A 22673-nucleotide genomic window follows, 5' to 3' on the forward strand; every position below is an offset into this window, starting at 1 on the left:
CCGGAGCGAGCAGTGGCGCTGCTGGCCGGGGGCCCGTATAACCTCCCGGCCGTGGCACTTCACGTCTACAACACCCGCACCAAGCGCAAAGAGGCCTTCGTCTCGGCCCAGCCCCGGGTCGTCCGCATCTACACCTGTGGCCTGACCGTCTACTCGGACATGCACATCGGCCACGCGCGGACCTACTGCTTTTGGGACGTGTTCCGCCGCTGGCTCGAGTACCGCGGCTACCACGTGATCAGCGTCATCAACTACACGGACATCGACGACCGGATCATCAAGGACGCGCGCGAGAAGGGGGAGGGGACCCTCGACCTGGCCGAGCGCGTGGTCGCCAGCTTCCGCCGCGACTGCCGGGCCCTGAAGATCAAGGACTACGCCGTCTACACCCGGGCGACGGACTTCGTCGAGGAGCAGATCGCCGCGGTCAAGGCCCTGGTCGACAAGGGCCACGCCTACGTCGTCGAGGGCGAGGTGCTCTACGACGTGCGCTCCTTCGAGCGCTACGGCCAGCTCAGCGGGCGCAGCCTCGAGGGCATGCAAGAGGGCGCCAGCGGGCGCACGGACTCGGCCGAGACCTCGCGCAAGCGCTTCTTCGCCGACTTCACCCTGTGGAAGCCGAGCAAGGAAGGCGAGCCGTGCTGGCAGACCGGCGAGGCCGAGTGGCCCAGCGGGCGCCCCGGCTGGCACATCGAGTGCTCGGCGATGTCGACCACCACCCTCGGCAAGAACTTCGACGTGCACGGCGGGGGCATCGACAACCTCTTCCCCCACCACGAGAACGAGGTCGCCCAGTCCGAGCCGCTGTGCGGCCACCCCTGGGTCAACTACTGGATGCACCCGGCGCACCTGCAGCTGCTCAACGAAGAGGGCCAGCCCATCAAGATGAGCAAGAGCCTGGGCAACGTCATCTCGATCGGCGACCTGGTCGCCAAGCACGGCCCGGACGCGGCGCGCTGGTACTTCGGCGTGACCCACTACCGGTCCTCGCTGGCCTTCAACTGGCAGCTCCTCGACGAGGCGACCAAGGGCTTCGACAAGGTCCGGCGCGCGGTCAAGATGATCGCCGATCGCCTCGCCGAGGTCGACGACGCCGAGCTGCGCGTGCCCACGGTGGGCACCTACGCCGGCCTGCGGGAGGGCGACGCGGCCGTGCCCCGCGAGCGCCAGAGCTTCGGCCACGGCGCCCTCGGAGAGATCAACGCGCGCTTCATGGACCGCTTCATCGCGGCCATGGACGACGACATGGGCACGCCCAAGGCGACCGCGGCCGTGTTCGACTACGTCAACGAGCTGTTCGCCGCGGGCATCGAGACCAACGAGGCGCTCGACGCCGCGAGCTTGCTGGCGGCCTACCGCTGCCTGACCCGGCACCTGTGGGTGCTCGGCGTCGAGTTCCCCGACGAGCGCCTGTTCCCCGAGCTGGCCGCGGACTGCTTCGCGGTCGCCAGCGGCGACAGCGCCCGGGAAGAGGCCCTCGCCGGCGCCGTCGACAAGATGTTGTTGCTGCGTCAGCAGGCCCGCAAGGACCGGGACTTCGCCAAGGCCGACCTGATCCGCGACCTGCTCACGGAAGCCGGCGTCTCCGTCGAAGACACCCCAAAAGGTCCTCGCTGGACCGTCTAGTCTACCCCCACGCAGGTGCCGGACGGGAGCCGCTTCGTCGCTGTCCGCTCCTCCGCTGAGGCCGGTGGGCAATCGGATTCGTCCCTGTGTGGGGGCATGTGGTCGCCCCCAGAGGGGGCGCTATCTGGCGGGCTGGAGGAGGTGTTTCAGAAAACTTCCGCGGGGGGTGAGACAAACCTCGCGACGGCGACACGGTATGGAAGAGGCGGCTGCGCGGGCGCGGACGTCTTGGAAACGCCATGAGCGCCATCGACTTATTGACCGCCGCGACCCTGTTGATCCTCGCACCCCTGGTGGCGCCGAGCTTCGACGGTCTGGGCCCGGCGATGGGGCGCATCCGGGCGCGGGTGCGGGCGCGTTCGCTCCGGGGCGCGCAGCCAAGTTGACGAGTCGTGGACGTGGGGCAGGGAGGGCGTGGCGTCGTCCACGACGGCTAAAATAGACAGGGACTGTGAGTCGTTCACAGTCCCTGAGCACCCTATGATGTGCGCCGCATGACCGGCTCGAACCCCTACCAGGCGCCCAACCCCTACCAGGCTCCGAGCGCAGATCCGGGCCCGCTCGTCTCGCCTCACGACGTCACCTTGGCGCAGCGTCAGTACTGGCGCGAGGGCGACGAGCTCGTGGTGAGCAAGGGCGCGAGCTTGCCCCTCGACGTGTGCATCGCGACGGGCGGTCGCAGCGACGGGAAGCTGGTGACCAAGAACCTCACCTGGATTCACCCGCTCGTCGCGCTGACCATCCTGATCAACATCATCGTCTACGTCATCGTGGCGATGATCGTCCGCAAGACGGGGACGATGAGCTACGCGTTCAGCCCCGAGTACCGCAAGAAGCGGATCATCGGCATCGCCCTCGCCATCGGCGGGCCGATCCTGAGCATCGCGATGATGCCCCTGGGCGAGGTGTTCATCATCATCGGGATGATCAGCTTCCTCGCCACGCTGATCGCCGGCATCCTCGTGGCGCGGCCGTTCACGGTCAAGAAGATCACCGAGAGCGAGATCCGCTTGAAGGTCAAGCCCGAGGTCTTCGCGGCCCTCGGGCTGTGACGCTCGGCCTTCAGGCCTCGTTGTTGGCGCAGGCGTCGAACAGGTCGCCGAGCTTGAGCCCGCGCGGGATGCCGAGCTCGGCGATCTCGTTCCACACCGGGAGCAGGTCGTCGTCGCGCTCTTTTCGGGCCAGGAGCTCGCGCAGGGCCTCGACGGCGGCGCGTCGGCTGCCGCGCTCGAGGGCGTCCCAGAGCACGCCGGCGACGTGGTCGTCGGGGCGCGCGGGGGTGGGCGCGTGGACGAGCCAGGGGGTGGTGGCGACGGGGGCGGCCAGGGGAGCGGGGGCGGCGGGCTCCGGGGTCGAGACGGGCGCGACGATCTGGGCCGGCGCGGTCCGGGTGACGACGGGGCGGGCGCGCTCGATGACCACGGGTCCGCCGTTGGCCTCGCGCCAGCGTCGGCGTCGGCCCTCCCAGCGATCGCCCGCGGGCTCGCGGTCGGGCATCTGGACCTCGCCGCTGGCGACCTTTTGTTGCAGCGCCTGGCCGCGGTGGAGGATCTCCTCGCCGTGGCCCTTGGGCAGCACGGTGACGACGGTGTCCTCCTTGATGATCGCGTAGAGCACCTCGCCAAAGTCATCGACGGGGATCAGCACCTGCGGCTCGTTGAGCATGGCGTCGAGGGTGCGGACGGCCTTGTTGGCCTCCTCGGCGCGGCCGAGGGCGTCGTCGAGACGATCGCGGAGGGTCTCGTCGTCCAGGCCCTCGATCGAGGGAGTCAACTCGCGCAGGCGCTGTACGGCCCGGTGCGTGATGCTATAGCGACGATGTCCAGGGAACGGACTACGCAACATGGCGCCGGGGTGTAGCTCAGACTCGGCCCAAACACCAGGGCCGAGGGTCACGACACTGCGAGGCGTGTGCAACGGGCTTTGATTGGACGCTGCGTTCTGGACCTGGCCGGATCCATGGTGACTGCAGGTCGTCGAGCCATGGGCCAGCCTAGGCTGGCGGGTCGAGTGGCCAGGCCTTTGTGGCGGTGCGGGCGAAGGCTGCGCCGCGCGAGGGCACCAGGGCTTCGAAAAAGTTGCGCATTCCGGGGCCGGGCAGCAACCTGGGCGCAATGGCTATCAGGGCGATCATGGCGAAGATGCGCGCGCGAGCGGTCGGGAGGCCCCTGGTGATCGGTCTCGTCGGGCTCGTGAGTCTGGCCGCGCCGACGCGAGCCCAGGCCGCGCCGGTGGAGGCGAGCGCGAGCGTGCCCCACGAGCCGGGGGCGACGGACGGAGCCCGAGACGCGGCCGTGGACGAGGCCCGCAAGCTGGCCCTGGAGCAGGCGCTCACGACCATCCGCGAGCAGGTGCGCGTGGACGAGGCCGCGGTCGCGGGGATCCTCGAGCACGCCCAGGCCTGGACCGCGGGCTATCGGATCCTCGAGGTCGAGACCGCCGGCCAGGAGCTGCGCGTGCGCGTCGAGGTCGAGATTGATCTGCCGCGGCTGCGCAAGCGCGTGGCCGTGCGCTCGGAGACCGTCGGCGGCTTTCGCTGGGGCGGCGCCTCCATCGAAGGCTGCGCCGACGTGGGCGAGGCCCAGCTCAGCGATCCGCTCCGGGCCTACGGCATCGTCGCCGACGCGAGCCCCTCGAGCCTGACCCTCGAGCTGCGCTGCGCGGACCAGGGCCAGGTCTCGCACACCCGCGTCCGCGCGGTCTCGGTGACCATCGCCGCCAAGACCGAGGGCGACTCGAGCTTCGAGATCGCCGTCGACGGGCGGGGCTTCTCCAACCTCGCCGCGGAGGCCCAGGCGGCGGCCCTCGACCAGGCCATCGCCGAGCTCGCCGACGCCCTCGCGGTCGAGGCCCGCGGCGAGCTCGAGCTGCGCGTGGAGCAGCCCTGGCCCGCGCCGCGCCTGCGCGTGCTCGAGGGGCGGCTGCGCGAGGCGGTCATCGGCGTCGATCGGGTCGAGCTCGCGGGCATCGCCGCGGACGGCACGGCGATCCTGCGCATCGCCGGCGGCGTCGAGCTCGAGGGTCTGGGGCGGCAGCTCCAGGGCCTGAGCTTTCCGGGCTTTGGCCTGGTAGGCTTGCGCGTCGACTCTGCCCATGCCCTCCGCGTCCGCATGCAGTAACGCCTCGAGGCCGGCCCCGCCCGGGCTCGCGGCCCCCTTCGTACTGACTCTTGGTTTGGCTCTCGGGCTGGCCCTCGGCCCGACCGCGTGCGCCCACAGCAGCGGCAAGCGGCCGCCGCCGGTCAGCATGCTCGAGATCAACACCGAGACCACCGACGCCGACGTGTGGGTCGACGGCGAGTACATCGGCCAGGTCGAGGCGGTCTCGGGTCGGCTCAAGCTCGCCCCGGGCACGCACCGCGTCGAGGTTCGCAAGCCGGGGCACTTCCCGGTCCAGCGCACGGTCACCGTCGACCGCAAGGGCGGCGGCAGCGTGGCCGTCGACGCGCAGATGCTCCCCGACCCGCGCTGAGCGCTGCTTTGCCCCCACAGAGCTCTCGGGACCGGGGACGCTTCGTCGCTCCGCTCCTCCGCTTTGGTCGTGGGGCAATGGGGGTCGTGCGCACGAGAGGGCATGCGGTCGCCCCCGCTAGCGGGGGCGTGGATGTTCGCATCCTCGGTAGGGTCGGCCAGAATAAGGCGCGTCGCCTCGCGCCGGGCCTGGCGGCGAGATCGAGGAGCCGAAGCGAAGGCGTATCGAGCATACTTCGAGCTTCGGCGACAACGAGCCTCGTCGTCAGGAACAAGCGAGGCGGCGTGGCTTATTCTGGTCGACCCTCTGAGTCGTGGACGTGGGGCAGGGAGGGCGTGGCGTCGTCCACGACGGTTAAAATGGACAGAGGGTGGCCAAACTCGTTTTGGCCGACCCTCTGAGTCGTGCGCTTACTGCTCGATGCTCGGCAGGGCGCCGGGGACCGGGGGCAGGGGCTCGTCGGCTTCGGGCTCGGGCTCGGGAGCGGGGCTCGGCTTGGCCTCGCCCGCCTGGGCAATGAGCGCGCCGGTCTCGGGGTCCCGCGCCGGGAGGATCAGCTCGTTCTCGGTCAGCCGCGCGGCGCGGGCCTCGGTGATCGCGTCGCGGCGATCGAGGTAGATCTGGACCAGGCGGCGGGCCGCGTAGTGGGCCTTGATGCGCCACTTGGGCCCGTTGGCCAGGATGACCGCGAAGGCGATCTCGGGCCGGTCGGCGGGGGCGTAGCCGATGAACCAGTTGTAGTTGAGGATCGGGTCGCGCTTGCCGGTGAGGCTGCCGGTCTTGCCGGCCACGTCGACGCCGGGGATGAAGGCCACGCCCTGGTTGTCGCGGAAGCTGCCGCTGGCCGTGCCGTAGCGCGTGGTCCCGACCATCATGTCGCCCACGCCGTCGGCGACGGACTGGGCCAGGGCCCGGGTCTCGTCGGGGATCGGCGGGGTCAGGTCCGAGCCGTCGGGGCTGCGCACCTCGGCGACGATGTGCGGCGGCTGGTAGATGCCGTCGCGGGCGAAGATGCTGGCGAGCACGGCCCCGTGGACCGGGCTGAGGTCGACGTGCCAAAAGCCTGCGGCGACCTTGGCCCGGGAGTTGGTGTCCGAGGGGATGTGCGCGGGGCTGGCCTCGACGGCGAACTCGAAGGGAATCTCTTGCTGGAAGAGCACGCTCGACGCCGTGTCCTCGAGCTTGCGCTGGTCGAGGTGGTTGAGGGCGAGCTTGGCGAGGACGAGGTTGTAGCTGTAGGCGACGGCGCTCGACAGCGACTCGCAGCGGGTGTCGAGGGCCGGATCGTCCTTGAGCAGATCGTCGGTGATGCCGCGCAGGCCTCCGTGGAAGCAGGCCTTGGTGTCGCCGTTGGCCGCCCCGTTCTCGAGCAGGGAGGCGGCGGTGACCAGCTTGAAGGTCGAGGCCGCCGGGGCCCAGGCCGTGGTCAGGACCTCGAGGGGATCGACCTGCGGGTCCATGCTCGAGTGCCCGGCGAAGGCGAGCACGGAGTTGTCCCGGACGTCGAGGACCACCGCGGCGGCGTAGGGCACCTCGCGGTTGCGAAAGATGGTCAGCGCCGACTGCTGCAGGACCGGGTCGAGGGTGTAGAGGAGGCGGTGGCCGTCGGCGAGGTTCTGGACGTAGCGGGCCGAGCTCGGATCGATGTCGAGGGCAGGGGAGCCCTCGGCCTCGGCGGCCGGGCGAGGGGCGGCCGGCGCTGCGGCTGCGTCGGCCTCGACGATCGGGGTCAGCTCGATGGCCCCGAGGTCCAGGCGGTCGCGCCAGGCCAGGGGCGGCGGGGCGTTGTCTTCGATGACGTCGGGGAGGGCCGTCGCGGGCTTGCGCAGCTCGTCGCGATCCTCTGGAATCGTCTGATTTTGCACGTAGAAGGCGATTCCGCCGAGCGTAGCCAGGAAGAAGATGGCGCCCAATCCGCCGAATCGACCACGCGCGCTTGGCTCTTCGCTCACCTTTTCGCCCCTAGCACGGCGGGATCAATTCTCAAAAGTTTGCTCGGGACGGTGGTCATGCGATCGAGACGACGTCGGAGCGCGGCGATCCATGCCGAGCGATCGCCACGAAGAGCGAGGAGATCGAACGCGCCTCGAGATGCTCGACTGCGCTCCTCGGGGGCCGCGGGCAAGGCATGACTTTGCCCACGCGCTCGTCGTCGCGCGCCCACCCTCGCTGCCCATGGAGTGGGGGGAGGCACGCGCCCGGAGACGTGGAGGGAGTGCGAGGCGGGTAGATCGAAGGTCCAAAGAAGGTCCAAATGTGAGCAGGCCCTCCGGGTCTCGCGCAGTCTGACGCGACAGGGTCGCGCATGTCCGTGTTGGCTGGTCAAAGGACCAAAAAGCCCAGCTCCGCGCGCGCACAGATGCCCGATCGTGGACCCTCGTGCCGCTTGCCCCGCCTGAGCGAAGGGGCTTCAGGTGGCCGATCCGAGAGTTGACGCTCGGCGGCAATCCGCGGATGGTACGCGTCACTGGTGACGCTCTGGGAGAGCAATCTCCCTGTCACTTTGCTACCCTCCCGGGGCGAGGGGCTCGCCTCGAAGACGGTCAACCATCGAGCCCACCCAGTTCGCGGACACGATTGAGCGCCCCATGCGCGACGAGAATCAGGACACGATCGTCCACGTCAAGGTCGACGATACGCAGGGCCCCAAGGCCAAACGCCAAGACGCGTGCCTCGTCGTGATCTATGGGCAGGACCTCGGTCGCAAGTACAACATCATCGGCCGCGAGCTGCGGATTGGCCGAGGCACGACCAACGACATCTGCCTGAGCCAGGACGCGGTCTCCCGCGAGCACGCGAACATCATCGTCGACGAGTTCGGCATCAAGATTCGCGACAACGACTCGACCAACGGGACCTACATCAACGACAACCGCATTCACGAGGCCTATCTGCGCGATGGGGACCTCGTGAAGGTCGGCCGCTCGATCTTCAAGTTCCTGTCCGGCGACAACATCGAGAGCTCCTATCACGAGGAGATTTTCCGGTTGTCCACGGTCGACGGTCTGACCCAGGTGTTCAACCGTCGCTACTTCATGGAGACCCTCGAGCGCGAGCTGTCTCGAGCCCGGCGCTACGACCGTCCCCTCGCGCTGCTGATCTTCGACATCGATCACTTCAAGCGCTGCAACGACACCTACGGCCACCGCGCCGGTGACTTCGTGCTGCGGCGCATCGCCGAGCTGGTGACCATGCGCGCGCGCAAGGTCGACGTGGTCTCGCGCTACGGCGGCGAGGAGTTCACGGTCATCCTGCCCGAGATCGACATCCGCGGCGCCTCGGCCTTCGCCGAGAAGATTCGCAAGCTGATCGCCGACGAGACCTTCATCTTCGAGGGTCGCAAGATTCCCGTGACCATCTCCATCGGTGTCGCCGAGATCGGGCCCTCGGTCGCCAACGCCGACGACATGATCCAGACCGCCGACCGGCGCCTCTACGCGGCCAAGACCGGCGGTCGCAACCGCGTGGTCGACAACGGCTGAGCGCCTTCGGGTTCGGGCCGGGTCGACGAGGGAGCACTCGCTAGTGGCAGACGGCGCGGCGGAGTCCTCGACGGACGACGAGCCGCGCATCGCGGTGTTGTCGGCGGCGCTCGCCGATCAGATCGCCGCGGGTGAGGTCGTCGAGCGCCCGGCGTCGATCGTCAAGGAGCTCGTCGACAACGCCGTCGACGCGGGCGCGCGGCGGGTCGAGGTCGAGCTCACCGGCGGCGGCCGGGACGGCATCCGCGTCGTCGACGACGGCCGGGGCATCCACGCCGAGGACCTGCCCCTGGCGCTGACCCGCCACGCGACCTCGAAGCTCGACGACCCCGCGCAGCTCATCGAGATCCGCACCCTGGGCTTTCGCGGCGAGGCCCTGGCGTCCATCGCCGCCGTCGCTCGGGTCGATCTGCGCAGCCGTCGACGGGGCGAGGGCGTGGGCCATCGGGCGCGCAGCGTGCCCGGGGAGGCGCTGAGCGTCGAGCCCATCGGCATGCCCGAGGGCACCCAGGTCAGCATCGAGGCTCTGTTCGCCAACGTGCCCGCGCGGCGAAAATTTCTGCGCTCGGAGGCGACGGAGGTCGGCCACTGCGTCGACGCGGTGATCCGCATCGCGCTGGTCCACCCGGGGGTGCAGTTCAAGCTCCGCCACAACGGGCGCAAGCTGCTCGAGCTCGCGGCCGGAGACCTCGGCGCGCGGGTGTCCTCGCTGCTGACGCGGCGCGGCGGTACGGGCCCCTACCTGCACGTCGCCGGCGAGCGGCGCGGGGTCGAGGTCGAGGCCTGGCTCGCCCCGCCCGAGGGCGCCTCGCGTCAGCGCAACGCGAGCTTCGTGGTCGTGCGTCGCCGGGTCGTCCGCGAGCGGACCCTGGCCAAGATGCTGCGCGAGCTCTACGCCGAGCGCCTGCCCGCGCAGCGTCACCCCGTCGCCTGCTTGTTCGTCGAGCCGCCGCCGGGGACCGTCGACGTCAACGTCCACCCGCAAAAGTCCGAGGTGCGCTTTTCGTCGGCGCAGGACGTGTTCGCGGCGGTCCGCGAGGTCCTCGACGAGGGCAGCGCGGGCGCGCCGTGGCGCACGGCCGAAGGGGCCGCGATCCCGGACGATGGCGCGTGGCCGGAGCCGGGTCCCGGCGCGGGCGCGTCCGTGGCCCGCGACGAGGGGTCGAGCTCCGAGGGCGCCCGCGCGGCCCTGGCGGAGTGGTCTCGACGCGGCGGCCTGGGAGCGTCGCCCGAGCCCCCGCGCGCTCGGGGCGGGTCGGGGGCGGGGAGCAGCCGGGGCGGCTATCGCCTGGGCACGCGGGCGAGCAGCGGCAGCTACGGCGAGTACAAGGCCACGCTGCGCACGGACGTGGATCGGCTGCGCATGCGCTACGACCTCGATCGCGGCCGCAAGCTCGGCGCGCCCGAGCGCGGCTCCGAAGCGGGGGCGAGGCCGTCGAGCAAGCCGCTGCCCGGCCCGGCCCTGCCCATGCCGCTGGCCTTCGACGCGCCCCCCGAGGAGGCCCCGCAGGCGAGCTTGCCGGCTCAGCGCGCCCCCGAGCGCGAGGAGGCCCCGGTCACGGCGTGGCCCCAGCTGCTCGCCGTGTTGCCCGGCGCCAGCGCTGCGAGCCCGCGCCCCGTCGCGCTGTTCGAGTTCGAGGGCGCGGTCCTGGCCGTCGACCTGTGCGCGCTGCGGGCCGAGCTCGTGCGCCGCCGGCTGATCGCCGAGCTGGCCGAGGTCCCCGCGGGCGAGCGCGTCCCGGCCCAGGGCCTGCTCGAGCCGGTGGTCGTCGAGGTCGAGGGCAAGGAGCGGGCGCTGCTGCTCGACGGGCGCGAGCGCTTGGCGGAGGTCGGCGTCGACCTCGACGACTTTGGCAGCGAGGCCGTGGTCGTGCGCGCCGTGCCGGCGGTGATGCGCTCGCTGCTGAGCCCGGCGAGCGTCGCCAAGTTCCTGACCCGGCTGACCCCCTGGCTGCGCCTGCGCATGCGCGAGACCCAGGCGGACACCGGCGCCGCCCATGGTGTCGCCGAGGGCTTCGTCGAGGCCGCGACCGCGAGCGCGGTCGAAGCCGGCTTCGGCGACGCCGAGCTGGGCGCGCTCGCGGGCCGCCACGCCCGGCGCTGGCTGGCCGAGGCGCTCCGCGAGCACGGCGGGTCCGTGGACGCGCTGTGCTCCGTGCCTGGGGTGCGGCGGTGGACCGCGAGCGAGCTCGTCGGAGAGCGGCGGTGAGCCAAGCGCCGCCGCGCGCGGTGGCCATCGTCGGGCCGACGGCGGCGGGCAAGAGCAGCCTCGCGCTCGCGGTCGCCGAGCGCTTCGAGCTGCCCCTGGTGTGCTGTGACTCGGTGCAGGTCTACCGCGGTCTCGACATTGGATCGGCCAAGCCGAGCGCCGCGGAGCGCCGCCGCGTTCCCCACCACATGCTCGATCTCGTCGACCCCGACGGCGCCTTTTCAGCGGGTGACTATGGACACGGAGCGCGCTCGGTCCTCGCCGACGGCCCCGCCCTCGTGTGTGGGGGGACGGGTCTGTACCTGCGCGCGATGGGTTGGACGCACTCGGGTCGCGCGGATGAAGCAGGGGAAGGCGAGGGCGCGCGCAACCCCGATCACGGTGAACGACGTCGCGCGTTCGAGGCTGCGTGGGAGGCGAGGGAAGCGAGCGAGACCGGCGCCATCCATCGCGCGCTGGTCGAGCGCGACCCCGAGACGGCCGCGGCCGTTCATCCCCGCAATCGCGTCCGCGCTCTGCGGGCGCTGTGGCTGTGTGAATTTCACGGTGAAGCCATCAGCGCGGTGCGTCGGCGTGACCCGCCCCGAGCGCTGGTCGAGCTCTTGGTGATCGTCCTCGATCCTGGCGTCGAGATCGTCGACGCCGCGATCGATCGGCGCTGCGAGGCGATGCTCACCCAGGGCTGGGTGGCCGAGGTGGAGATGCTCCGGGCCCGCGGCTATGATGCCGGCTGCAAGGCGATGCGGAGCCTCGGCTACCGCGAGTTGCTCGAGCACCTCGCGGGCAAGACCACGCTCCCCCGCGCGACCGAGGCCATCAAGCGGGCGACCCGAAAGTACGCCCGGCGCCAGAGAACCTACTTTCGCCACCAGTTCAAAGACCTCCTCCCGATGGAGCAGATCGTCCACATCGACCACCCGGACGCGTTCCCCATGGCGCGCGTCGAGGCCTTCCTCTCTCGCCCTGGAGCCCCGCGATGAACGAGACTCGAGTCCTGGACTTCGAGCGACCCATCGTCGAGCTCGAGGGCAAGATCCGCGAGCTCAAGGGCTTGCTCGCGGGCGGCAGCGAGGACATGGCCAAGGAGATTGCGCGCCTCGAGGCCAAGGCCTCGGAGCTCCAGCGCGAGCACTACGCCCAGCTGTCCCCCTGGGAGCAGCTGCAGCTCGCCAAGCACCCCGACCGCCCCTACACCCTCGACTACATCGGCGAGATGACCACGGACTTCGTGGAGCTCCGCGGCGACCGGGCCTACCGCGACGACCCGGCCATCGTCGGCGGGCTGTGCCGCCTGCGCGGGCGTCGGGTGCTGATCATGGGCCACCAAAAGGGGCGGAACACCAAAGAGAACGTGTTCCGCAACTTCGGCATGGCGCGGCCCGAGGGCTACCGCAAGGCCCAGCGCCTGATGAAGCTGGCCGAGCAGTTCGGCCTCCCGGTCCTCTGCCTGATCGACACCGCCGGCGCCTACCCGGGCATCGGCGCCGAGGAGCGCGGGCAGGCCGAGGCCATCGCCGCGAGCCTCGAGCTCATGGCCGCCCTGAAGGTCCCGACGATCTCCGTGGTCATCGGCGAGGGCGGCTCCGGCGGGGCCCTGGCCATCGGCGTGACCAACCGGATCCTCATGCTCGAGCACTCGGTCTACTCGGTCATCTCGCCCCGGGGCTGCGCGTCGATCCTGTGGAAGAACGCCGAGGCCGAGCAGACCGCCGCCGAGCAGCTGCGCATGACCGCCGAAGACCTGCTCAACCTCGGCGTCTGCGACGGCATCGTGCGCGAGGCCATCGGCGGGGCGCACCGCGGGCTGACGGTGACCGCCGCCGCCCTCGAGCAGGCGCTCAGCGACCACCTCGACCAGCTGGCGAAGCTGTCCACCGAGGAGCTCGTCGCCGACCGCTACGCCAAGTTCCGCGCCATCGGGCACATCGAGCAGGCCGCCGCCGAAGCCAGCGAAGGCTAGCCAGGATAGGAGCCAAGGCCGTTGACGGGCGCGCTCTTCGACCACTTCCTGCTGCTCGCGGCCATCGTCTGCGCGGTCAGCCTGGTCAAGCAGCTGCGCGAGGGCTCCGGCATCGACCGGGGCTACACCGTGCTCGTGGGCGCTCAGCTCGTCGCGGCCGTGCTGGCCGTGGACGCCAACCGCTTCTTTGGGGTCATCGCCCTGAGCGCGGTGGTCCTGACCGTGATCCTCCCGGCAGCCCTCGAGCCCCTGGCGCGCCAGGCCTTCGCCCGCGGCCGGCTCAGCTGGGTCGAGTACCTGTCGCGGGCGCGGGCGCTGCTCATGCCGGGCTCGGGCCTCGACCGGCAGCTGCCGATCATCGCCGGCCTGGGCATCCTCGGGCGCGAGGGCGTCGACGCGGCGCTGCGCCACTATCGCCAGCTCGCCGACGCGTCCGAGGACAGCAGCGAGCTGGCGCTGATCCACGAGCAGATCATCTCGATGTTCTTCCACGGCGAGCGCTGGGCCGAGGGCATCGCCCACTACGAGCGCCGCTTCCAGCCCGGCTACGCGGCCCTGCGCCCGAACCTGGCCCTGGGCCTGCTCCGGGCCTACGGCGAGGCGAGGCACCTCGAGCGCGCGGCCCAGCTGCTGCGCGCGCTGGAGGACGGGCCCGTGGGGTCGCAGGCGCGGGCGGTGGAGATCCTCGGCCAGGCGCGGCTGACCTTCCTGGCCTACGCGGGCGCGGTCGGCCCCGTGGAGGAGCTCGTCCGCGAGCGCCGCTTCGCCGACCTGGGCCTGAGCGAGGCGACGGCGGCGCTGTTCAAGGGCATCGCGCTGCAGCACGCCGGGGCGACCGACGAGGCCGACGCGACCCTGGCCGAGGTCGAGGCCCTCGCCGGGCCCAAGGACCAGCGCGTGCGGGTGGCGGCCGAGGGCCTGCGCGAGCTGCTGCGGGACGCTCAGCCGGCGGACCGTGGCGCGCTCGAGCCCGAGCTGCGCAGCTACGTCGAGATCGTCGCCGAGCGTCTGCGGGCGTTGTCTTCGGCCCGGGCGCTGGTCCAAAAGCGCGGCAGCATGCGCGTCAGCTACGGCCTGATCGTGGGGCTGAGCGCGGTCTACGGCGTGGGCCTGCTCGCGGGCGGCGGGGGCATGGGTCTGCTCGAGCTCGGGGCGCTGAGCGAAGACCTGTGGCGCCTCGCGGCCGTGGGCGAGGTCGGGGCAGGGGCGCAGGCCTGGGCCGGCGGGTGGCCGCGGGTGTTCACCTCGGTGTGGATCCACGTCGACCTGGTCGCCCTGTTGTTCAACATCTACGCCCTGTGGCTCGCGGGCCAGGTCGTCGAGCGCTTGCTCGGCCCGGCGCGGACGCTGATCGTCAGCCTGGGCAGCGCCGTGTTCGGCACGGCCATGAGCTTGCTGGTGCTCCCGGCGATGTGGTCCGCCGGAGACGCCGCGGCCTCGCTGGCCACGGTCGGGGCGACGGGCGCCAACCTCATGGCCGTGGGCGCCATCGTCTCGGCGCTGTGCCTGCTGTGGCCGCGCCGCACCCCGGCCATCCCCACCCGCGCGCGCCGGAGCATGGCGGTGACCCTCTCGCTCCTGCTCGTCGCCAGCGTGCTCATCGACTGGCCGATGCTCGGGACCTTCGGCGTGTCTCCCGTGGCGCTGCTCGGCGCGGCGCTGTTCTCCGTGGTGTTCACGGTCAGCCTGCCGACCACGCTCCCGACGATCGCCGACAAAGTGCTCGTGGGTGTGGGCGCCGCCTTGCTGCTCGCCAACCTCGGGGCCTTCGCGCTGGCCTGGGGCGAGCGCCCGGAGGACACCCTGGTCGCCCACCGGGCCCAGGTGTGCACCGTCGAGGGGGTCGAGCTGCGCGTGCCCATGGACTTCGTGCTCATGGCGGTCGAGCGCGACGTGCCCTTCGACGTGCCCCTGGTCGGCGGGCTGGTCGACGGCCTCGAGCTGCGCACGGGCTCGCTGGTCCAGATCGCGGTGCTGCCGATGGACGCGGACGCCGAGCTCCGCGAGGGGCGGCCGGCGCTGTTCGACACCATGGACGGCCTCGAGCGCGAGCTGTCCGTGACCGCTGCTGGCCCCGTGCCCGACGCGCTGGTCCCCTTCACCGAGGCGGGCGAGGGCGAGGGCCGCTCCTTCGAGCTGTGGCGCAACGGCGAGCGCGTGGCCCGGGTCATCGAGTGGCCCCTAGCGCGCCCCGAGGGTCCCCCCGTGGTCGTGGCGCTCATCGCGGCGCCTGGGACCAACTTGAACCATGCCGCCGAGCTCTACGCGGCGATCCTCGACGACGCCGCTGTCAGCTCCTCTCCCGAGGCGCGTTCGAGCTGTCGGGTCGAGTAACCGGTACAGTGATCGGGCAGGCCCTTCGACCATGACCCGCGACCGCGACTCCATCCCGCTGGGGCTCTGGCTCGGCTTCCTCGCCGCGGCCATCCTCGCGCACGCGGCCATGGTCGCGCCGGGCAGCGCCGCGCTCGCGCGCTCGCTCGAGGGGCGCGGCGCGGGGCAGGGCTTCGGCGTCGGCCTGGGCAGCGGGGAGGTCCTCGACTTCGACATGGTCGAGCCCGTCGAGTTGGAGCCCGAGTCCGCCCTCGAGGACGCCCTCGAGCTGGTCCAGCAGCACCGCGCCAACCATGAGCGGCCCGACGACACGGCCCGCATCGCCGAGGTCGACGCTTCGGTCAGCGAGGAGTCCCAGGCGCCCCTGGGCGAGGACGGGCGCGGAGGTACGCCGTCGTCCGGGTCCGGGTCGGAGGGCGGCTCGGCCAGCAGCGCGACTTCGGCGGCCCAGCCTACCAGCGAGTCGGCCCGCCAAGCGTCCGACCCGTCCCCGAGCGCGAGCCCGGCCGCAGCCCAGCCGACCCCGAGCGCGCAGCCCGTGAGCGAGGCGGAGCCCGAGCCCTCTGGCGTCGAGCTCGAAGCCGCCGAGGGCGTGGGGGAGGTCCGCGCGGGGGCCCAGGGGGACGCAGCCGCAGCCGACGTCGTGGCCGAGGCGAACGCTGCCGCGCCGCCGCCGAGCCCGTCGAACCCCGCTGTTCCGGGGGCGGGGGCGAGCGCGAGCGCCCAGCCAGCCCAAGCCACCCCGGCCGCGACCGTCCTCGCAGGCTCGCCAGGGGTGCTCCACGAGGCCTTCGGCACCCCCGGCAGCCCCAGCCGCGTCGACGGCGTGGACCAGGGCACGGAGAACCTCCTCGACAGCAAGCAGCACCGCTTCGCGTCCTTCTTCAACCGCCTGCGCGCCGCGGTCAGCGAGCAGTGGCGCCCCGAGAAGGTCCACGACGAGGTCGACCCCAAGCGCACCAAGTTCGGCGACGCGACCCGCACGACCATCGTCCGCGTGGTCCTCGACGCCCGCGGCGGGCTGGTCTCGGCCAAGGTCGAGGACAGCTGCGGCGCGGCTCACCTCGACGCCGAGGCCGTGCGCGCCCTCGAGGCCGCCGCGCCCTTTCCCAACCCGCCCCGCGGCCTCGCGGTGGGCAAGCACATCGTGTTTCACTTCGGCTTCACCCTCGAGTTCGACGGGGGCCACCGCGTGTTCCGCTACCGCAAGCGTCGGGCGGGCGCGCAGACCTCGACGACCCTCTGAGCGCTCCGACCCCGACTGACCCCCCGACCCCGACCCGTCTCAAACCCCGCCCATGTCCGCTCCCGACAACCTGATCCTCTCCTCCGAAGCCGTCCAGGCCGGGCTCGCCGAGCTCGACGGCTGGACCCTCGTCGACGACGGCGGCACGCGCCTGCGCAAGGCCTTCACCTTCGCCGACTTCCCCGAGGCCATGGCCTTCATGACCCGGGTGGCGTTCAGCGCCGAGCGCCTCAACCACCACCCCAACTGGTCCAACGTCTACAACCGCGTGGGCGTGGAGATCTGGGCCCACGACCTGGGCGGTGTGTCCAAGCTGTGCCTGGAGCTCGCCCGCGACATGGACGCCGCGGCGTCCTGACCCCCTCGATCGAGCAGCCGGCTAGCCCAGGATCTTGCGCTCGATCAGCTTCGCCGCCTGGTCCTGCGGGACCGGGCGCGAGTAGAGGTAGCCCTGGGCCTCGGCGCAGTCGAGCAGCGCGAGGGTCTGGGCCTGGTCGCGGGTCTCGACGCCCTCGGCGACGACGCCGACGCCGAGGTTGTGGGCTAGGCCGACGATGCTCGGGACGATGGCCGCCTTGCGGTCGTCGCGGCCGACCATGTCGACGAAGCTCTTGTCGATCTTGAGCCCGTCGATGGCGAAGCGGTGCAGGTAGCTCAGCGAGCTGTAGCCCGTGCCGAAGTCGTCGATGTAGAGCTGGATGCCGCGGTCGCGCAGGCGCTTGAGGATGCGCTGGGCCGAGGTCGGGTCGTCGATCAGGGTGCTCTCGGTCAGCTCGAGCTTGACGGCGCTGGGCGGCAGCGCGGTCTCGGCCAGCACGGCCTCGATCTCGGCGACGAGGGTGGGGGAGTTGAGCTGGTGGCCCGAGAGGTTGACGGAGATCGAGACGTCCTTGGCCTCGTCGTACTTGGCGTGCCAGGCCGCCATCTGGGTGCAGGCCTGCTTGAGCACGAACTGCCCGATGGGCACGATCAGCCCGGTCTCCTCGGCCAGCGCGATGAACTCGATGGGCCCGATGATGCCGCGCTTGGGGTGGTTCCAGCGGACCAGGGCCTCGAAGCCGGTGAGCTTCGACGAGGCCAGCGAGACGATCGGCTGGTAGTAGACCTCGAACTGCTGGCGGACGATGGCCTCGCGCAGCTGCATCTGCGTGCGCAGGGTGTTGAGCGCCTCTTGGCGCATGGTCTTGTCGAAGGTCGAGCTCTGCGACTTGCCGTGGCGCTTGGCCCGGCTGGTCGCCACGCCGGCGTCGCGGATGACCTCCGCCGGGCGCTCGTAGTTGCGGTCGCTGTTGGCGATGCCGATCGAGGCCGTGGTGAAGATGGTCTGGCCGTCGATCTCGAAGGGCTGGCGGCGCAGGTCCTCGTGGATGGCCTCGGCGAGGGTGTCGGCTTCGTCGAATTGCTCGAGGGCGTCGAGCAAGATCGCAAACTCGTCGCCGCCGTAGCGACACACCAGCGCCTTGCCGCTCACGGTGGCCTGCAGCCGGCGGGCGAGCTGGGTCAGGACCTGATCGGCGGAGTCGAGGCCGATGCTGTCGTTGAGCACCTTGAAGCGGTCGAGGTTCAGGAACAGCACGGAGAACTTGTGCTCCGCGTCGGCGTGGGTGCGCTTGATGGCCTGCTCGAGCTCGGAGTGGAGCACCCGGCGGCTGGGCAGGCCGGTCAGCTCGTCGTTGCGGGTCGAGGGCACGGACTGATCTTCGGCGGGCTTGCGCCGGTTGATGTCCGTGAACGAGCCGGCCAGGCTGATCGCCTCGCCGCGGGCGTCTCGGCGGGCGAGGCCGCGGCTGAGCACGCGCATGTAGCTGCCGTCGCCCCGGGCGATGCGGTGTTCGTACTGGTGCACGGTCACCCGGCCCTCGATCAGCGCGGTCAAGTTGTCGCGCAGGCCGGGGAGGTCGTCGGGGTGCACGCGCCCAAACCAGGACTCGCCGCCGTGCTCACCTTCGACGTTGCGGATGCCGAACAAGGTGGCGCAGCGCGGCGAGTAGTGGACCTGGTCGCCGCGCACGTCCCACTCCCAGGTGCCGTCGTAGGTCGCGTCGAGGAGCAGGTCGTGGTTGGCCCGGGCCTCGGTCAGCGCGGCGAGGGTGCGGGACTGCTCGACGGTCTGCCGGACCGCGCGGGACAGCGCGGCGGTGCCGAGCTCGGCGGTGGTGATCAGATCGTTGGCACCGAGGGCGCGGGCCCGGGCCAGGTCGACGCTGCCGTCGGTGGTCAGCGCGAGCACGGGCATGTCCCCGTGGGCCAGGCGGGCGTCGAGGGAGGCGGCGTCGAGGATGAACAGGTCGACCGCCTCGACGTGGCCGTGGTCGGCCTCGTCCGGGCTGGCGACGTGCACGGAGAAGCGCGCCGGGCCGGCGTCGGCCAGCGCCGTCGCAACTTGGGCGGACCACGGGGCCTCGAGGCTGACGAGGACCCGGATGGGGTAGGAGACGGCGGGCGCCGCGGTGTCGCTGGTCGGGGCCATGGAGATCAGCGTCCTCGGTGGGGCGAGGACGGCTCTCGCAGATGCGAGTGGTCTGCTGCGAGTGTCCGATCGGACACTCGATGGGGACAGCTCGAGAGCTGGGGGGCCGCAGCCCCGGTTCCTTGCGAGCGTGGAGCCAGCAAACTATGGCCATTTCACGGTCTGGCTGCGTCTCGCGTCAAGTCGGGCCAGTCGCGTGTCCCAGTCGACGTCTCGAAGTCCCTTCGATCGCCGGCTGGATCGTCGAGGACGCGCGCCCGAGAGGCAGCTTGCGTGATGCGCGCTGTGTCGCAGGGGAGCGACGAGAGCCGTCTACTCGCCGACAGGGTCTGTTCTGCCTGAAGATAGACTGGGCCTGGTATTCGAGACTATCGCCTCGGGCGAGCGCTCGCAGGAGTACCCCGGTGACTCGTGGGGGTCCGGCTTGGCAGGCCTGGGCTCGCCTGCGACGAATCCGCGCTCACGGTGCGGATCGGGCGCGTCCTCGTTTGAGTCCGAATCCGGTGCGCAAAATACGGACTCTCGCGGGGTCCGCCCTTTGAACTGCGCGCGCGGGCCAGAGTTAGGTCGGCTCACTCGGTGTCGAGAAGCTCGGGGTGTTCGCGCAGGGCCAGCCGACCCATGCGAGCCCGCTTCGCGGTGTCCGACGAGATCAGGTGGCGGATGCGGAGCCGACGAATCTGCTGGTGGAGGTGGGCCCGCCACTCCCCGTCGACGACGCCGTCGGCGAAGCGCTCGGAGTAGGCCACGGGCGCGGGCGCCATGCTGGCGAGGTGCAGGGCCTCGATCAGGTTCAGCTGGCTGGGGTGCTTGCCGAAGTGGTAGTCGGCCGCCTCGACGACGCCGTGGACCTCGGGGCCGAGCTCGATGACGTTGAGGTAGACCTCGAGGATGCGCTGCTTGCCGACGCCGCGCTCGAGCTCGGCGGCGAGCAGGCCCTCGGCGAGCTTGCGGGAGATGGAGCGATCGATGCCCAGCCACAGGCTGCGCGCGGTCTGCTGGGTGATCGTGCTGGCCCCGCGGCGGACCTTGCCCTCGAGCACGTTGAACCAAAACGCGCGCTCGATCTGCTCGCGGTCGAAGCCGTCGTGCTTCCAAAAGCGCGCGTCCTCGAGGATCACGAAGGCGAGGGCGACGGTCGGGATGGAGTCGAGGGAGGCGTAGTGCTCGTCGCCCACGGCCAGGGTCCGGCGCACCGTTCGACCGGCACCGTCCGCGTCGCCGACGGTGAAGGTGTGGTGGTAGGGGCCGGCGAGGCCCTCGACGTCGACGCTCGGGGCGAGGCGCTCGATGGCGCAGGACTCGAGGAAGGGGAAGTCGAAGCGCAGCTCGCCGGGGGGCTCGAAGTCCTCGAGCTCCGGGAGCTCCAGCTCGCCGTCGACGAGGTAGCGCTGGCGGGCGGCCTCGAGCTCGGCGAAGTTCAGGTCGAGGCCGAACTCGGCGGCGATGTCTCCGCTGGTCCGCGTGCCCTCGAGCAGGGGCGCCGTGCCCCCGGGGAGGTCGTCGATGAGCGACTGGCACGCGAGGGTCGGCATCTCGACGGTGAAGGCCAGGCCCTCGGCGTCGAGCTGGCCGCTCGCGGACACCTGCAGCGCGCCGTGGCTGGCGATCAGGGTCCCGCCGATCCGCGCGCCTTCGGCCTGGGACTCGCGGTGCAGCTCGCCGTCGAGGCTCAAGTCCGCGAAGCGCAGGGGCTGGCCGGCGAGCAGATCGCTGTCGACACCAAAGTCGCGGAGCTCGACGGCGTCGAGGCGCGCCGAGGTCCGTCCGCCGCTGCGGTGGTGAAGCTCGACGCGGCCGTCGAGGCGCGCGCCCGCGAACAGCGGCGCGAGCGGGAGCTCGCCGCCGCCCAGCTCGGCCGCGAGGGGAACGAGGGGCGCGAGGCCGTCGAGGGGGAGGTCCCGAGCGTCGACGGCGAGGTCCATCCCGTCGGCGCTGCGGCTCGCGTGCACGCTCGCGCTGCCCAGCGTGTCGGTCTTGGACTTTGCCTTGGCCTTGGCGCTGCGCTCGTGGAGCTCGAGCTCGGCTCCGTGGGCATCGAGGCCGCCGACGAGGTCGAGGGTCCCGCCCTCGAAGTCGACGCGGCCGTGGATCGCCAGGGCGCCGGGCAGGCTGTCGCGGGCGCCGAGCTCGAGGGTGGCCTGGGCGAGCTCCGTGCCGCTCGGGGTGGCGAGGGCGAAGCGGCCGCGGCCGGTGAGGGTGCCGTCGCCGGGCAGCTCGAACTCGGGGTCGTGGGCCGTCGCGCTCAGCCCGGGGGCGAGCTCGATCTGAACCTCGGAGTCCCGAGCGTCGACGTGGACGGGCACGCCGCGGAGCTTGCGGGCGAGGTCCGTCGGCAGCTCGAGCAGGGCCTCGAGGGGGTCTTTGGGGGCGGGCGCGGAGCTCGAGCTCGAGCTCGCGGCGGCGATCGGATCGGAGTCGGAGCGCGGGGCGTCGGCGGGGGGCTGCTCGGCGCTGCGGGTCACCGCGACGCGCAGCCCGTCGAGCTCGAGGTGGAGGCCGTCGGTGCCGGGGCGCAGGCGCAGGTGATCGACGCGCACGTGACCGCGGCCGCCCGGGAGCGGGCGGTCGAGGCCGCGCAGGTCGAGGCCGTCGAGGTCGACGTGCACGCGAAAGTCTTCACCGACGCCGATGCGCTCGCGCAGCGCTCGGTTGGCCTCGGCCTCGGCGACCGCCGGCGCGACCGCGGCCACGCCTCCTCCGACCAGGCTGGTCGTCCAAAAGGCCCACTCGCGCAGGCGCCTCGACGGGCGGGGGGAGCGATCGGCGGACATCGGCGGCAAGACAAAGAGGGGTCAGCGGGCGCGGGGGCGGCTGCCCTGGCTCGCGCGGGGAGCCCGGGGCCCGGAGAACACGCGGGCGAAGAGCTCGGGGTAAGACAGGCCCTCGGCCCGGGCGACGCGGGCGACGAGGCTGTCGCGGTGCACCGGCGGGAGCGGCTCGACCTCGAGGATGACCTCGTTGTCGCGGGGCGAGAGGATGAGGTCCACGCAGGTCGGCCCCGCGTCGAGGCCGAGCTCGCGCGCCGCCCGCACGGCGACGTTGGCCAGGCCGCGGCGGGCGATGGGGTCGAGCTTGGGCGGCACGGTGACCGAGCGGAGCTTGGAGCCGCCGGGTCCGATCTCGCGGGTGACCTCGGCCATGCCCAAGAGCGCACCGTCGAGGAGCACGACGGAGATCTCGCGGCCGAGCATGCGGCGCTCGACCAGCAGCTCGGGCTCGAGGCTGGCGAGGGCGTCGAGATCTCGGGGGGAGCCGAGGAGCATCACGCCCGCGCCCGCGGCCCCGCGCCGGGGCTTGAGCACGGCGGGCCAGCCCAGCTGCTCGAGGGCCCGGAGCGACGCCGCGCGGTCGGCCGAGAGGGCGACGCTGCGCGGGACGGGGAGGTTGCGGAAGCTCAGGCGCTGGCGGCACAGGAGCTTGTCGTAGGCGGTGGCGATGGCCTGGGGCTCGGCGCCGAGGACCGGCAGGCCCGCGGACCGGGCGGCCCGGTGGAGCTTGCCCGTGCCCCCAGCGGGGCCGTGGGCGACGACCAGGAGGCGGTCGAGCTCCGCGAAGTGGGCGCTCATCATGGACCGCATCTGCGCCTCGCTGGCCTGGGCCGGGACGCGCAGGAGCTGGGTCTCGACGCCGAGGCTGCGGGCCGCATCCATTAGATCGGCGCACGAGCGCAGCTCGTGACGCTGCCAGGGCGCGGTCTCCAGGGCGGCCCGGAGCGTGCGCTCGGGGTTGCACGGAGCGGGCCCACCGAACCTTTGCGCAGTAGCCGTGGCGGCCTGCGGGGGGGTCGAAGGGACCACGATGCCAAGCGTGAGCGCACCCATCGCTTCGCCGCTAGCAGGGCTTGCCAAGGGGCCGCAAATTTTCGGATAGTT

General features: G+C 71.7%; 16 protein-coding genes. 11 read left to right on the forward strand and 5 right to left on the reverse strand.

What is annotated here, in order from left to right:
* The first annotated feature begins 51 nt into the window (after positions 1-51).
* Both cysS and PPSIR1_RS18370 read left to right on the forward strand, forming a co-directional pair.
* Entirely contained in the window at positions 52-1626 is a 1575-nt protein-coding gene (gene cysS / locus PPSIR1_RS18365) for a cysteine--tRNA ligase (protein WP_045116267.1), read from the forward strand.
* 494 nt (positions 1627-2120) lie between these two features.
* Positions 2121-2678, forward strand: coding sequence for a hypothetical protein (locus PPSIR1_RS18370; RefSeq protein WP_045116268.1), 558 nt, complete (start codon positions 2121-2123; stop codon positions 2676-2678).
* Between the two features lie 10 nt (positions 2679-2688).
* Here PPSIR1_RS18370 and PPSIR1_RS18375 read toward each other — a convergent pair whose 3' ends face one another.
* Positions 2689-3399: a hypothetical protein gene (locus tag PPSIR1_RS18375; RefSeq protein ID WP_006972617.1), complete on the reverse strand. Its 711-nt coding sequence runs from the start codon at positions 3397-3399 to the stop codon at positions 2689-2691.
* Between the two features lie 368 nt (positions 3400-3767).
* On the opposite strand from PPSIR1_RS18375, the gene PPSIR1_RS18380 reads away from it, so the two are divergent.
* Positions 3768-4745 (forward strand): hypothetical protein, encoded by a 978-nt coding sequence (locus PPSIR1_RS18380; RefSeq protein WP_157595690.1) that lies wholly within the window; start codon positions 3768-3770, stop codon positions 4743-4745.
* 55 nt (positions 4746-4800) lie between these two features.
* On the forward strand, positions 4801-5097 hold the full coding sequence (locus PPSIR1_RS18385; protein WP_006972619.1) for a PEGA domain-containing protein: 297 nt from the start codon (positions 4801-4803) through the stop codon (positions 5095-5097).
* A 410-nt stretch (positions 5098-5507) separates the two neighbouring features.
* Here PPSIR1_RS18385 and PPSIR1_RS18390 read toward each other — a convergent pair whose 3' ends face one another.
* Complete coding sequence (locus tag PPSIR1_RS18390; RefSeq protein ID WP_006972620.1) at positions 5508-7010, reverse strand: penicillin-binding transpeptidase domain-containing protein; 1503 nt, start codon at positions 7008-7010, stop codon at positions 5508-5510.
* Between the two features lie 675 nt (positions 7011-7685).
* Between PPSIR1_RS18390 and PPSIR1_RS18395 the strand changes: the two genes are divergently transcribed.
* Genes PPSIR1_RS18395 through PPSIR1_RS18425 form a run of 7 tightly spaced genes read left to right on the forward strand, consistent with a single transcriptional unit; the run spans position 7686 to position 16686 of the window.
* The gene (locus PPSIR1_RS18395; RefSeq protein ID WP_006972621.1) at positions 7686-8579 is read left to right on the forward strand and encodes a GGDEF domain-containing protein; all 894 of its coding nucleotides are present in this window, start codon (positions 7686-7688) and stop codon (positions 8577-8579) included.
* A 43-nt stretch (positions 8580-8622) separates the two neighbouring features.
* Positions 8623-10788, forward strand: a complete 2166-nt coding sequence (gene mutL / locus PPSIR1_RS43105; RefSeq protein ID WP_006972622.1) for a DNA mismatch repair endonuclease MutL — start codon at positions 8623-8625, stop codon at positions 10786-10788.
* Entirely contained in the window at positions 10785-11768 is a 984-nt protein-coding gene (miaA, locus tag PPSIR1_RS18405; protein ID WP_053335386.1) for a tRNA (adenosine(37)-N6)-dimethylallyltransferase MiaA, read from the forward strand. The genes mutL and miaA overlap by 4 nt, the downstream gene beginning before the upstream one ends.
* The gene (locus tag PPSIR1_RS18410) at positions 11765-12748 is read left to right on the forward strand and encodes an acetyl-CoA carboxylase carboxyltransferase subunit alpha (protein WP_006972624.1); all 984 of its coding nucleotides are present in this window, start codon (positions 11765-11767) and stop codon (positions 12746-12748) included. Before miaA ends, PPSIR1_RS18410 begins: the two co-directional genes overlap by 4 nt.
* Positions 12749-12769: 21 nt before the next feature.
* Entirely contained in the window at positions 12770-15082 is a 2313-nt protein-coding gene (locus PPSIR1_RS18415) for a rhomboid family intramembrane serine protease (RefSeq protein WP_006972625.1), read from the forward strand.
* A 31-nt stretch (positions 15083-15113) separates the two neighbouring features.
* Entirely contained in the window at positions 15114-16328 is a 1215-nt protein-coding gene (locus tag PPSIR1_RS18420) for a TonB family protein (RefSeq protein WP_006972626.1), read from the forward strand.
* Positions 16329-16380: 52 nt separating this feature from the next.
* Positions 16381-16686, forward strand: a complete 306-nt coding sequence (locus PPSIR1_RS18425; RefSeq protein WP_006972627.1) for a 4a-hydroxytetrahydrobiopterin dehydratase — start codon at positions 16381-16383, stop codon at positions 16684-16686.
* Between the two features lie 21 nt (positions 16687-16707).
* On the opposite strand, the gene PPSIR1_RS18430 is transcribed toward PPSIR1_RS18425, so the two are convergent.
* The 3 genes from PPSIR1_RS18430 to PPSIR1_RS18440 all read right to left on the reverse strand — a co-directional run bounded on the left by PPSIR1_RS18430 (position 16708) and on the right by PPSIR1_RS18440 (position 22598).
* Positions 16708-18798: a putative bifunctional diguanylate cyclase/phosphodiesterase gene (locus PPSIR1_RS18430; protein ID WP_006972628.1), complete on the reverse strand. Its 2091-nt coding sequence runs from the start codon at positions 18796-18798 to the stop codon at positions 16708-16710.
* Between the two features lie 572 nt (positions 18799-19370).
* Positions 19371-21572: a biosynthetic peptidoglycan transglycosylase gene (locus PPSIR1_RS43110; protein ID WP_006972629.1), complete on the reverse strand. Its 2202-nt coding sequence runs from the start codon at positions 21570-21572 to the stop codon at positions 19371-19373.
* A gap of 21 nt (positions 21573-21593) precedes the next feature.
* The gene (locus tag PPSIR1_RS18440; protein ID WP_157595691.1) at positions 21594-22598 is read right to left on the reverse strand and encodes an ATP-grasp domain-containing protein; all 1005 of its coding nucleotides are present in this window, start codon (positions 22596-22598) and stop codon (positions 21594-21596) included.
* Positions 22599-22673: the final 75 nt, after the last annotated feature.

Source organism: Plesiocystis pacifica SIR-1 (genome assembly GCF_000170895.1).
Lineage (GTDB): Bacteria > Myxococcota_A > Polyangia > Nannocystales > Nannocystaceae > Plesiocystis > Plesiocystis pacifica.

What these genes read in the sequence shown, in the direction of transcription:
- PPSIR1_RS18370 (WP_045116268.1), top strand. Translation starts at nt 2,121, where the DNA reads ATGACCGGCTCGAACCCCTACCAGGCGCCCAACCCCTACCAGGCTCCG.
- PPSIR1_RS18380 (WP_157595690.1), top strand. Translation starts at nt 3,768, where the DNA reads ATGCGCGCGCGAGCGGTCGGGAGGCCCCTGGTGATCGGTCTCGTCGGG.
- PPSIR1_RS18395 (WP_006972621.1), top strand. Translation starts at nt 7,686, where the DNA reads ATGCGCGACGAGAATCAGGACACGATCGTCCACGTCAAGGTCGACGAT.
- PPSIR1_RS18410 (WP_006972624.1), top strand. Translation starts at nt 11,765, where the DNA reads ATGAACGAGACTCGAGTCCTGGACTTCGAGCGACCCATCGTCGAGCTC.
- PPSIR1_RS18420 (WP_006972626.1), top strand. Translation starts at nt 15,114, where the DNA reads ATGACCCGCGACCGCGACTCCATCCCGCTGGGGCTCTGGCTCGGCTTC.
- PPSIR1_RS18425 (WP_006972627.1), top strand. Translation starts at nt 16,381, where the DNA reads ATGTCCGCTCCCGACAACCTGATCCTCTCCTCCGAAGCCGTCCAGGCC.
- PPSIR1_RS18430 (WP_006972628.1), bottom strand. Translation starts at nt 18,798, where the DNA reads ATGGCCCCGACCAGCGACACCGCGGCGCCCGCCGTCTCCTACCCCATC.
- PPSIR1_RS43110 (WP_006972629.1), bottom strand. Translation starts at nt 21,572, where the DNA reads ATGTCCGCCGATCGCTCCCCCCGCCCGTCGAGGCGCCTGCGCGAGTGG.